The 11,897-nt window shown below is 68.5% G+C and carries 11 protein-coding genes and 1 tRNA gene; 9 read left to right on the plus strand and 3 right to left on the minus strand.

Annotation, left to right across the window (positions count from 1 at the left end):
- Nucleotides 1–10 precede the first annotated feature (10 nt).
- Nucleotides 11–565: a PadR family transcriptional regulator gene (locus tag ACFWUR_RS22885; RefSeq protein WP_378909427.1), complete on the plus strand. Its 555-nt coding sequence runs from the start codon at nt 11–13 to the stop codon at nt 563–565.
- A complete protein-coding gene (locus ACFWUR_RS22890) occupies nt 562–2,592 on the plus strand; it encodes an FAD-dependent oxidoreductase (protein ID WP_378909429.1) in 2,031 nt (676 codons plus the stop codon). The genes ACFWUR_RS22885 and ACFWUR_RS22890 overlap by 4 nt, the downstream gene beginning before the upstream one ends.
- Nucleotides 2,593–2,798: 206 nt before the next feature.
- Here the strand turns inward: ACFWUR_RS22890 and ACFWUR_RS22895 are convergent, their stop codons facing one another.
- Nucleotides 2,799–3,944 (minus strand): phosphotransferase enzyme family protein, encoded by a 1,146-nt coding sequence (locus ACFWUR_RS22895; protein WP_378909431.1) that lies wholly within the window; start codon nt 3,942–3,944, stop codon nt 2,799–2,801.
- Between the two features lie 118 nt (nt 3,945–4,062).
- On the opposite strand from ACFWUR_RS22895, the gene cmrA reads away from it, so the two are divergent.
- Both cmrA and ACFWUR_RS22905 read left to right on the plus strand, forming a co-directional pair.
- The gene (gene cmrA / locus ACFWUR_RS22900) at nt 4,063–4,866 is read left to right on the plus strand and encodes a mycolate reductase (RefSeq protein WP_378909432.1); all 804 of its coding nucleotides are present in this window, start codon (nt 4,063–4,065) and stop codon (nt 4,864–4,866) included.
- Between the two features lie 141 nt (nt 4,867–5,007).
- Entirely contained in the window at nt 5,008–6,300 is a 1,293-nt protein-coding gene (locus ACFWUR_RS22905) for a diaminopimelate decarboxylase family protein (RefSeq protein ID WP_378909433.1), read from the plus strand.
- Nucleotides 6,301–6,381: 81 nt separating this feature from the next.
- On the opposite strand, the gene ACFWUR_RS22910 is transcribed toward ACFWUR_RS22905, so the two are convergent.
- Entirely contained in the window at nt 6,382–8,106 is a 1,725-nt protein-coding gene (locus ACFWUR_RS22910) for a helicase HerA-like domain-containing protein (protein WP_378909434.1), read from the minus strand.
- A 197-nt stretch (nt 8,107–8,303) separates the two neighbouring features.
- On the opposite strand from ACFWUR_RS22910, the gene orn reads away from it, so the two are divergent.
- The 3 genes from orn to ACFWUR_RS22925 all read left to right on the plus strand — a co-directional run bounded on the left by orn (nt 8,304) and on the right by ACFWUR_RS22925 (nt 10,471).
- Entirely contained in the window at nt 8,304–8,942 is a 639-nt protein-coding gene (gene orn, locus ACFWUR_RS22915; RefSeq protein ID WP_378909436.1) for an oligoribonuclease, read from the plus strand.
- Between the two features lie 55 nt (nt 8,943–8,997).
- Nucleotides 8,998–9,070 (plus strand) — tRNA-His (locus ACFWUR_RS22920).
- Nucleotides 9,071–9,160: 90 nt separating this feature from the next.
- A complete protein-coding gene (locus ACFWUR_RS22925) occupies nt 9,161–10,471 on the plus strand; it encodes an FAD-binding oxidoreductase (protein WP_378909437.1) in 1,311 nt (436 codons plus the stop codon).
- 94 nt (nt 10,472–10,565) lie between these two features.
- On the opposite strand, the gene ACFWUR_RS22930 is transcribed toward ACFWUR_RS22925, so the two are convergent.
- Nucleotides 10,566–11,117 (minus strand): CGNR zinc finger domain-containing protein, encoded by a 552-nt coding sequence (locus ACFWUR_RS22930; RefSeq protein WP_378909438.1) that lies wholly within the window; start codon nt 11,115–11,117, stop codon nt 10,566–10,568.
- Nucleotides 11,118–11,142: 25 nt separating this feature from the next.
- Between ACFWUR_RS22930 and ACFWUR_RS22935 the strand changes: the two genes are divergently transcribed.
- Together ACFWUR_RS22935 and ACFWUR_RS22940 are read left to right on the plus strand one after the other, a co-directional pair.
- Nucleotides 11,143–11,313: a hypothetical protein gene (locus ACFWUR_RS22935; RefSeq protein ID WP_378909440.1), complete on the plus strand. Its 171-nt coding sequence runs from the start codon at nt 11,143–11,145 to the stop codon at nt 11,311–11,313.
- A 109-nt stretch (nt 11,314–11,422) separates the two neighbouring features.
- Nucleotides 11,423–11,767, plus strand: coding sequence for a hypothetical protein (locus ACFWUR_RS22940; protein WP_378909442.1), 345 nt, complete (start codon nt 11,423–11,425; stop codon nt 11,765–11,767).
- Nucleotides 11,768–11,897: the final 130 nt, after the last annotated feature.

Genomic DNA, 11,897 nt, shown 5'->3' on the forward strand with positions numbered 1-11,897 from the left:
CCCTGACCTCATGGCACTGGAGCACGCGCTACTGGTCTCGCTCACCGAGCGGGCCGGCTCGGGGTATGAGCTCGCACGCCGATTCGACAAGTCGATCGGCTACTTCTGGAGTGCCACCCACCAGCAGATCTACCGCGTTCTCAAGCGGATGGAGTCCTCCGGCTGGGTCACCGTCGAATCGGTGAATCAGCAGGGCAAGCCCGACAAGAAGGTGTACTCGGTGGCTGCGGCCGGTCGGGCCGAGATCGCCCGCTGGCTCGCCGAGCCCACCGACGCCACCCCCGCCCGCGACGAACTGGGCGTGAAGATCCGCGCCGCCGCGTACGGCGACATCGATGCCGTCTGCGCCGAGGTGGCGCGCCATCGCGCCCAGCACGCCCAGCGGCTCGACGAGTACCGCCTCAGCGAAAAGAAATTCTTCCCGGTGCCGGACCAGCTCTCCGGCACCGCTCTGCACCAGTATCTGGTGCTTCGCGCGGGCATCCGCGCGGAGTCCGGCTACCTCGAATGGTGCGACGAAGTACTGCAGGCCCTGCGACCGCGAAAAGGTGAACATCGCCCATGACTGCCTATCCCCATCTGTTCGAGCCACTCGACCTCGGCCACACCACGCTGCGCAACCGCGTGGTCATGGGCTCCATGCACACCGGCCTGGAAGACCGCGCCTGGGACACCAACAAGTTGGCTGCCTATTTCGCCGAACGGGCCCGCGGCGGCGTCGGCCTGATCATCACCGGCGGTTACGCCCCCAACCGCACCGGCTGGCTGCTACCGCTCGGCGGCAAACTCACCAACAAGACCGAGGCCTACCGGCATCGCACGATCACCAAGGCGGTGCACGCCGAGGGCGGCAAGATCGCCATCCAGATCCTGCACGCGGGGCGCTATTCGTATATGCCGACCAGTGTTTCGGCGTCGGCGATCAAGTCCGCGATCAATCCGTTCAAGCCGAGGGCGCTGTCGTCGAAAGGTGTCGAGCGCACCATCGACGACTACGCGCGCTGTGCGGGCCTGGCGAAGTTCGCCGGGTACGACGGCTGCGAGATCATGGGCGGTGAGGGCTACTTCCTCAACCAGTTCCTCGCGCCGCGAGTGAACAAGCGCACCGACAAGTGGGGCGGAACACCGGAGAACCGGCGTCGGCTGCCCGTCGAGATCGCCCGGCGCATCCGTGCCGAGGTGGGTCCCGATTTCATCATCGTGTTCCGGTTGTCGATGGCCGAACTCGTGGAGAAGGGGCAGACCTTCGACGAGATCGTCGCCCTGGCCCAGGAATTGGAAGCTGTCGGCGTCGACATCCTCAATACCGATATCGGCTGGCACGAAGCGCGGGTGCCCACCATCGTCACGTCGGTGCCGCGCGCGGCGTTCGTGGAGTTCACCGCCAAGATCGCGCGCAAGGTGAACATCCCGGTCTGCGCGTCGAACCGGATCAATATGCCCGAGATCGCCGAGGAGATCCTGACTCGCGGCGACGCGGCGCTGATCTCCATGGCCCGCCCGCTGCTGGCCGATGCCGAATGGGCCAACAAGGCGCAGAGTGACCGGGCCGACGAGATCAACACCTGCATCGCCTGCAACCAGGCCTGCCTCGACCACGCCTTCGGCAACAAGAAGGTGTCGTGCCTGGTGAACCCGCGCGCGGGTAGCGAGACCACGTTGAATCTGCTGCCGACTCGTCGGGCGAAGCGGATCGCCGTCGTCGGCGCGGGACCGGCCGGGCTCTCGGCCGCGGTGAGCCTGGCCGAGCGCGGGCATCATGTCGATCTGTTCGAGTCCGACGACAAGATCGGCGGTCAGTTCGACATCGCCCGCCGCATCCCCGGCAAGGAGGAGTTCGACGAGTCGATCCGCTACTTCCGCCGCAAGATCGACCTCACCGGCGTCACCCTGCACCTCGAAAAGCGCATCAGCGCCGCGGAATTGATCGCGGGCGAGTACGACTCGGTGATCCTGGCCACCGGTGTGCGTCCGCGTATCCCCAACATCCCCGGTATCGACCACCCGATGGTGCTGTCCTATGCCGAACTGGTGAAGCAGGAGAAGCCGGTGGGCAAGAAGGTCGCGGTGATCGGCGCGGGCGGTATCGGCTACGACGTGAGCGAATACCTCACAGTGGAAGGGCATCCCACGCTCAAGCTCGACGAGTGGAAAGAGGAGTGGGGCGTCGATTCCGAGAACGAGCAGGCTCCCGGCCAGCTCCGCAAGCCCAAGCCCTCCCCCGCGGCCCGCGATGTCGTGCTGCTGCAACGCAAGTCGACTCCGTTCGGCAAGGACCTCGGCAAGACCTCCGGTTGGGTGCACCGCGCGGCCCTCAAGGCCAAGGGCGTCGAGCAGGTCGGCGGCGTGAACTACGACCGCATCGACGACGCCGGGCTGCACATCAGCTTCGGCGAGAAGCGCGAGAACCCCCGCGTGATCGAGGTCGACAATGTGATCGTCTGCGCCGGACAGGAATCCGTGCGCGAGCTCGAAGAGCCCTTGCGCGCCGCGGGCGTGGATCTGCACCTCATCGGCGGTGCCGACCTGGCCGCGGAACTGGATGCCAAGCGCGCGATCGCCCAGGGCACGCGCCTGGCCGCACGCCTGTAAGCAACCGAAACCCGGTCGTCCGACGCGACGGACGACCGCCGCACCGCCCCGCGCCGAACTCGCATCCGGCGCGGGGCGGTGTTTCGTTCGGGTGCCGACCCCGCGAAGGTCTCGGACGGTGGATCGGCTTCGACCGGGCCGGTATCGGCCGTAGTCCAGCAACTGGCTCGGGTCCGATGACCGCGGCTTTCGGAACGAATGCCGGCTCAGTTGAGGGCTACATCGCGGATCAAGTCACGAAGGTCGCGGCCATCGGTGGTTTCGTACCAGCGCAGATGGCCGAGAAGCCAGTCGTAGTAGGCGATTTCGGCATTGCGCGAGTCGTGGGCGACGGTCAGGAAATAGTCGACTTCCGAGAGTTCGTAGCCGACGTGGACCAGCGGGAGCAGGTCGGGGAGCAGCCTCTGCTCGGCGGCCGACAAGGGGCGCACCGATCGATAGCCCTCGATCAACGCGGTGATCTGGTCGGTGCGCACATGGGCGCAGCCGCCGTCGCGCAGCGACACCCAGTCGACCGCGGTGCGTTCGATGGCGGTGGCGAGGTCGAAGACGGCCGTGGTCCGATCCGCCAGCCCGAAGTCGATCACCGAGGTCACCTCGTGGTCTTCCCACAGCAGGTTGGTCGGGTGCCAGTCCCCGTGCGTCCACAGGCGCGGCACGCCGGTGAGGCCGACTCGCAGCTCGGGCACCTCCGCGCGCCAGTTCCTCTCACCCAGGAAGCGGGCGACAGACGGTCGGCGAGCGATATGCCACTCGAACGCGCTCACCACATCACCGTGCATGCTCGCCACCAACGGCCGGGCGGGTCGAGCGGGAGCGTCGAAACCCGTTGCGGCGACGTGTAATCGGCCCAGCATCACGCCCGCGCCCACCGCATCGTCGATCGCGCGATACGGCGACCACGAGAAGTCCGCGCGATACCGATCCTCCCCGGGCCCGCCACGATGTACCTCGTACACGAACTCGTCCGACGCGGGATCGCCCGCAGCGGGGGTGCCCTCGATTACCTCGCCTGCACGGGAGGGGTTCGCCCAGGCACCCACGGCGGCGTGCACTTCGGGCACCGGGACACCCCGGTCACGCAGATGCGCCATGAACCGGTGCTCCTCGGCCAGCGCGGCCCCGTCACGCAATCGCACCGGCATCCGCTTCACGACCAGCCGTTGCCCGTCGTCCAACCGCACCCCCACTGTCGACGACAAAGGTCGCGCCCCGCGCCATTCGATCGCCGCGAGCGCCGATCCGCGCCACGTCGCGGCGATCGCGCGAGCGATCTCGTCTTCGGTCAGCGCGGGCCACGTCGGCTCGGCCAGCGGGTCGTCGCCCATTCCGAACACCTGGTCCTCAGCCACGGCCCCCATGCTATTGCCGGGTCACCGGTATTCCGGCGATCCACCGACGCCCGCTCACCGCGCACCGGTGGTCGACGCGGGCATCACACGACCACGGCCGATCCCCTAAGCTCCCCTCGTGAGCTTGCCCTCCCCCACTGCAGACAACCGTGCCGTCGTCACCGGCGCATCCTCCGGCATCGGCACGGCGCTGGCCGCCGAGCTGGCCGGGCGCGGCTATTCGCTGATCCTGGTCGCGCGCCGCGGTGAGATCCTCGCCGAGCTGGCCCAGCGGTTGACCCTGGCCCACGGCATCACCGCCGAGATCCGCGCGGTCGACCTCGCCGATCGCACGCAGCGGGCAGGCCTGGTCGACGAGCTCGCGGTCCGCGATATCGCCGTGCTGTGCAACAACGCCGGTGTCGCGACGTTCGGCCCGGTCGCCGAGCTCGACTTCGCCTACGAGCGTGTGCAGATGGAACTCAACGCCACCGCCGTGCACGACCTGACCTTGGCCGTGCTGCCCGGCATGATCGAGCGCAAGACGGGCGGAATCCTGATCAGCGGTTCGGCCGCGGGCAATATGCCCATCCCGAACAACGCCACCTACGCGGCGTCGAAGGCGTTCGCCAACACCTTCTCGGAGTCGCTGCGCGGTGAGCTCAAGGGCAGCGGCGTGAACGTCACTCTGCTGGCGCCCGGCCCGGTCCGTACCGAGACCCCTGCCCCCGAGGACCAGTCGATCGTCGACAAGATGGTCCCCGACTTCCTCTGGGTGTCGTCGGAGTACACCGCCAAGGTCTCCATCGACGCGCTGGCCCGCAACAAGATGCGCATCGTCCCTGGCCTGATCAGCAAAGGCATGAGCGTCGCGGGCAACTACGGCCCCCGCTCGTTCACCGCCCCGATCGCGGGCGCGTTCTACAAGAAGCTGGGCAGCTGAGCGCACGTCAGCAACTCGTCAGGTTCGGTCGCCGGGTGGTCAAGGACCCGTAAACACCGAGTTCACGAGCTCGCGGACGGCGTAGTCATGGAAGTGGCCCCGCCGTCCGAGTGCGGGGGCGTCCTCCTGGAGGAGACCACCGTGACGTTGCTCGATATCTTCCCTTCCCTGCGTGCGAGTGCGGTGCCCCGGCTCGACCCCACGGTGTGGCCCACCGACACCCACTACGACGGCGACGGCCGGGTCACCCTCGGTGGCGTGGCACTGCACGACATCGCCGACCAGTACGGCACTCCCGTGCGTGTGCTCGACGAAACCGAGGTGCGGCGTCGCTGCCGCGTCTACCGCGAGCTCTTTCCCGACACCGAGATTGTCTACGCGGGCACCGCGCTCATGCTGCGCGCCGTGGCCCGCTGGGTCACCGAGGAGGGCCTGGCAGTGCAGGTCGGCTCGGCGGGCGAGCTCGAGGTGGCCCTCGCGGCGGGCATCGATCCACACCGGATCATCCTGCAGGGCAACGGAACCCCCTTCGACGAACTCCGGGCCGCGGTGACCGCGGGAATCGGCCGCATCGTCGTCTCCTCGCTCACCGAGATCACCCTGCTCGCCTCGCTCGCCACGCGCCGACAACAGGTGCTGTTGCGGGTGGCGCCCGGGATCGAGGTACCGGGAGGCTCGCGATTCGGGTTCCCCCTCGGCGGCGATTCCTGCGCGGCGGCCGTGGCCCGGATCATCGCGCAGCCGAAGCTGATCCTGTCCGGGCTGCACTGCCACCTCGGCGCACAGATCCGTGACCCCGACCTGTATGCCGAGGCGATCCGCCGAATGATCGGCGTGATGGCCCGAATCCACACCGAGCATGCCGTCCTGCTCACCCATCTCGATATCGGCGGCGGGCACGCGGTGGCCGCCCGCAGCGGCGGTGCCGACATCGACCTGCGCGAACTCGCCGACATCCTCGACGACGCACTCGACGCGGGCTGCGCGCGCCATCATTTCCCGCGCCCTGTCCTCACGATGGAACCGGGGCGCGCGATCGTCGCGCGCGCGGGCGTCACGCTGTACCGGGTGCTCGCCGTCACCGAGGTCGGAAACGGTGGCACGTGCGTGATCGTCGACGGCGATTCGGCCGGTCACGGCGTCGGCACCGCACTCGTCGTCAACCGGCATCCGGCCGGGCCTCAGCTCGCCGCGTCGGTCGTGGGCAGACACGGGGCGGCGGGCGAGCTCATCGCCGACGAGGTCCGGATACCCGCCGATCTGCGTGCGGGCGAGGTCCTCGCGGTGCCGTGTACCGGCGCCTACCACCCGTGCGGGGCGGGGTATCGAGCAGGAGGAAGTCCGCCGGTCGTCGCGGTCGCCCACGGCCGGACCGACCTGCTGCTCCGCCGAGAGACGACCGCCGACCTGTTGACGCGCGAGTCGGCACAGTGACGTCGGCGATGGCTCGCACGACCTGCGCGACGGGACCCGCGAATCGACACCCCGGCCCGCCGATCGACGGGCCGCGCTCGCTCACCTGCGACGGGTGCCGAAAATGCTGCGACTGATCTCGCGCCCGGCCGCACTCGCCGCCGAACGCAGGAAACTCTTCACCGCCGGGTTCGTCATGATCCGCTCGGCCGCCGAGTCCTGCTCCGGCTGGGACGCCGAACGCCCCGGGGCCGGCACGGATTCCGCTGCCGGTTCGGCCGCGGCCATGCTGGCCAGCAGCATCTCGTAGGCCGATTCCCGGTCGACACTCTGCCCGTATCTGCCGTGCAGCGCGCTCGACAGCGCCTTCGATCTGATCGCGTCGTCGCCGATCGTGTCCATCAGCGAGCATGGTGGCGCGATCTTGGTCCAGGCGACGGGAGTGGGCGCACCGGTTTCCGAGAGCACGGTGACGATCGCCTCGCCGGTGCCGAGCGAGGTCAGTGCCTCTTCCAGGTCGTACACCGACGACTTCGGATACGTACGCACCGTCTTGGACAGCGCCTTCTGGTCATCAGGGGTGAAGGCGCGCAAGGCGTGCTGCACGCGGGCGCCGAGCTGGGAGAGCACCGGGTTGGGGATGTCGGTGGGCAACTGTGTGCAGAAGAACACACCCACGCCCTTGGACCGGATCAGCTTCACCGTCTGCTCGACCTGCTGCAGAAACGCCTTGGACGCCTCGGCGAACAACAGGTGGGCCTCGTCGAAGATGAACACCAGCTTCGGCTTGTCGACGTCGCCCACCTCGGGCAACGTCTGGAACAGATCGGCCAGCACCCACATCAAGAACGTCGAGAACAATGCGGGTCGCGCCGCCTGCCGGCCGAGCTCGAACAGCGTGATCACGCCGAGCCCGCCCGCGGAGCGCAGCAGATCCGCCGGATCGAGTTCGGGTTCGCCGAAGAACGTATCGCCCCCGTCGGCTTCCAGGTTCACCAGCGACCGCAGGATCACCCCCGCCGTCTGCGAGGACACGCCTCCGATGCCCTTGAGGTCTTCCTTGCCCTCGGGACTGGTCAGATGGGTGATCACCGCGCGTAGATCCTTCAGATCCAGCAGGGCGAGGCCGCGCTGATCGGCCCAGTGGAAGATCAGGCCCAGCGTCGATTCCTGGGTGTCATTGAGGCCGAGCACCTTGCTGAGCAGGATCGGGCCGAACGAGGTGATCGTCGCCCGGATCGGCACCCCGATGCCGCCGGTGCCGAGCGAGACGAACTCGGTGGGAAACGCACCCGGGGCCCAATCGGTCGCGCCGGTCTGCGCCGCGCGCGCCCGGATCTTCTCGGTATCGGCGCCCGGCTCGCTCAGGCCCGACAGATCACCTTTGATGTCGGCCATCACCACGGGCACGCCCGCGCGAGACAGATGTTCGGCGATGCCCTGCAGGGTCTTGGTCTTTCCGGTACCGGTGGCTCCCGCGACGAGTCCGTGCCGGTTCATCATCCGCAGCGGAATACGCACGCGCGCAGCAGGATCGGCCACCCCGTCGACCATCACCGTGCCGAGTTCCACCGCCGGCCCCCCGAAGGCGTAGCCCGCGGCGATCTCCGCTGCCGGGCCTGTTGCCGCCGGATCACTCGGTGCCGCCGAGGGAGCGGGCTCACCACCCGCGGTCGCCGATTCACTGTTCCCAGTGGTCGATTCCTCGGTCGCCGCCGCGGCCTCCCGTTCGGCGGCCTCCGCGGCTGCCATGGCCTCGGCGGCGACCCGGGCCGCGTCTTCGGCCGCCTTGCGTGCCGCTGCCGCTTTCTCCTGTGGGGTGGTCATTCGCGCGTCCTCCGTCTGCTCACTGGCACGTACGCAAGAAATGCTCGAAACATCGTCGGGGAATTCCAGGCAAACTGTATCCGTGCCGGTCACCCGGTCGGCGAACATCGAGGGATGTCGTCGGCAAACCCCGCGCGCCTCGCCCGCGCGACACACCTGCCGTCCGGGTGCGCGGACCCACCGTTAGGGTGACTCCCGTGTCAGACAAACTCCTGGTCTGGATGGATTGCGAAATGACGGGGCTCCGTCTCGACAGCGACAAGCTGATCGAGATCGCCGCGCTCGTAACCGACAGCGACCTCAACATTCTCGGTGACGGTGTCGACATCGTCATCCACGCCGACGACGCCGCCCTGGCCTGCATGCCACCGGTCGTCGCCACCATGCACGCGAAATCCGGTCTGACCGAAGAGGTTCGACGTTCCACGGTCACCCTCGAGCAGGCCCAGCAGCAGGTACTCGACTACATCCGCGAGTACGCGCCCACCGCGCGCACGGTGCCGCTGTGCGGTAACTCCATCGGTACCGACCGCGGCTTCATCGCCCGCGACATGCCCGAACTCGACGCGCACCTGCACTACCGGATGGTCGACGTGAGTTCGATCAAGGAACTGTGCCGCCGCTGGTACCCGCGCATCTACTTCGGTCAGCCGGAGAAGGGCCTGGCTCATCGCGCGCTGGCCGACATCAAGGAATCCATCCGCGAACTCGAGTACTACCGCCGCACCGCGTTCGTCCCGCTGCCCGGGCCCTCGACCACCGAGATCGCCGCCGCCGCGCAAGCAGCCACCGATGCCGTGGATGTCACCGGTTCGAGCCCTCTACCAGCGGATTAGGGGTTGACGCTACACACACGCTAATATCGACGGCGCCGGTGATTCACCGGTGATGGTGACCGTAGTTCAGTTGGTAGAGCACCAGGTTGTGATCCTGGATGTCGCGGGTTCGAGTCCCGTCGGTCACCCCGAAGAGAAGGCCCGGTCCTGTTGGACCGGGCCTTCTTTGCTGCTCGGGCCGGATGTCACACTCGCGTTCCCTGCTTCGTCTACCGGGTATGAGCATCAACGATCTGCGCACCGAGATCCAGGGAAACGTTCTCCTGCCGGGAGATCCGGCCTTCGACCTCACCGCCCGCCCCTGGAACACCGCGATCGCCCAGTCGGTGGCGGCCGTCGTCGAGGTCGCCGACGTCGACGATCTCGCGAACGTCGTGCGCTACGCGAACCGCGCCGGCCGTACGGTCGTGACCCAGCCCACCGGCCACGGCGCGACCGGCGACATCGACGACGCGATCCTCGTGCGCACCGGCAGACTCGACACCGTCGCCGTCGACCCGGCCCAGCGGGTGGCCCGCATCGGCTCCGGCGCCCAGTGGGGTGCCGTGCAGGCCGCGGCCGCCGCACACGGCCTCAGCGGCCTGGCGGGCAGCAACCCCGTGGTCGGCGTCACCGGATACACCCTCGGTGGCGGCTTCGGCTGGCTCGCCCGTCAACACGGTTGGGCGGCCGACGCGGTCCGCGCGTTCGAGATCGTCGACGCCGACGGCCGGCGCGGCCGGGTGAGCGCCGACTCCGATCCCGAGCTGTTCTGGGCGCTACGGGGCGGCGGAGGTGACTTCGCGATCGTCACCGCGCTCGAGATCGATCTGTTCGAATTGCCACAGCTCTACGGCGGTCGGGTGAGCTGGTCGGCCGACCGCACCCACGAGGTGTTCGACGTCTTCACCGAACTCACCGCCGATGCCCCGCCGCAGCTCTCGGTGTGGCTGCAGCGCTACCAGATCCCCGGCGCCGCCCCGACCGTCGCGATCGATTTCGCCTACCTCGGCGACGAAGCACCGGGCCGAGACCTGACCCGCCGCCTCGACACTGTCACCGGAGCGCTCTGCGACACCCGCACCACCATGACCCCCGACAGGATCGGCACCATCACCGCCGAGCCCACCGACCCCGGGCCGTCGCTCTCGCGCGGCGAACTACTCACCGACTTGGGCGACACGGTCGTCAAAACGCTCGTCGACGCACCGGTCGCACCCCTGCTCAACATTCAGATCCGCGCCCTCGGCGGCGCCCTCGCCGACATCACTCGCGATCGCGGCGCCCGAGGCCCTGTCACCGAGCCGTACGCCCTCTACCTACTCGGCCTCGGTCTCCCCCACCTCGTCGGCGATGTCGAGACCGCCTTCGCCACGATCGTCGACGACCTGGGCACCCACATCACCGGCAGCAAGCCCTACACGTTCCTCGCCCCCGGCGAATCCGCCGAAGCCGCCTTCGACACGGCCACCCTGACCCGCCTGCGCGAGATCAAGCAAGCACGCGACCCGCGAAACGTCTTGCGCGCCAATTTTCCCGTCCGGGGTTGACGGACCGCCCCCGGGGCGCGGGGTCGAGCCCTGTCGGCGGCAGGCCCCGCCGCCACCGGACTCGGGGCGTTCGACGAACAATGTGAAGCCGTGGCTACGGTCCGACCTCGGCGGGACGGCCGTCGGCGACCACTCGGCTTGCCCGGTGCCTTCTGACGGCGGACCGGTTCGCGCAAGCCGGGCTGCAGAACCGTTGCCTGCCGTTGCGCGAGGTGTCGGCGTACACCCGCGAGCACCCGTCCGCCGCACACGCGCCGAGGCGGTCCATCCCGAGCCCGGTCAGGTGCAATGCGGTGCCGACGGTGATCAAGGCGGCGATCTGACGGTCCGTCGCCACCCCGGGGTCACGGAAGTGCAGATGCCAGCCGTCGCCCACGTGGTCGGTCAGGCGGGGTGGCGACGCGTACTCGGCCAGCAACACATTGAGCAGCGCCGCCCGCTCGGCACGGTCCGCGCACTCCACCACCCCGCGCCAACGCCCCAGGAAGGCCGTCACCGCCGTGAGATCACCCTCGGACACCGGCGTACTCAGCACCAAGCCGGCACCCACGCAGCGCCGCGCCAACTCCTCGGCACTCGAACACGGATCGTTGAGCAGGTCGACGCCCAGCAGCACCGGCTCACGCCCGTAATGGTTGTAATGCACAATGCCATTACATCAGACTCGAATCATGAACAGCCACCCCGAACACACCTGGCAGATCGAGTCGCGTCACCGGACCAGCGAGGGCGTCGTGGCCTATCAGCGCTGCCGCTGCGGCGCGCGCAGGGTGGTCGTCGACCACCTGAGCGTCGCCTCCGAGATCCACCGCGACGAACCGGGCCTGGCCGCCACCGGATAACCCTCACCACCATGACGCACGTCACGTTCGGCCGCTACACTTTGGACCGCTGCCCAGATGTGGGGCAGATCTCGCCATCGCGTCACCGCTCGACCGGAAAGACCCCTTGATGAAGCGTTCCACCGTCGTCGCCATCCTCGCGGCCGCCACCGTGCTCGGCCCTGTCGCGGGTACCGCGGCGGCCTCACCCGGCCTGCCCCTCACCGACTTCACGGCGCAGGCCCCCCACGACGACTTCGGCCTGCCCAGCACTCAGCCCGAATCCGGATCGGCACAGAGCGGCTCCACCACCGGCCTCGAGACCACCGGCTCCTCCGGCACCGGCTCGGCCGGCCTGCCCAACCTCGACCGCCTGCTGTTCGGCGGCCGCATCCTGTGCGGCGCATTCGGCAGTGCGCTCGCGGTCGCGGGCGAGGCGATGATGGACTGCAGCGAGCTGCCCACACCGATCTGATCGACCCACGGACGCAATAAAGGGGCACCGGAACTTGAACTGGTCCCCGATAGTTGGACTGGCCAAGTAAGAGCCTAAACCGCGAGGGCCTGAGCCCGGTACTGCACCGGACTCAGGCCCTCGAGCTTTG

It is taken from the genome of Nocardia sp. NPDC058633 (assembly GCF_042717045.1).
Classification (GTDB): domain Bacteria; phylum Actinomycetota; class Actinomycetes; order Mycobacteriales; family Mycobacteriaceae; genus Nocardia.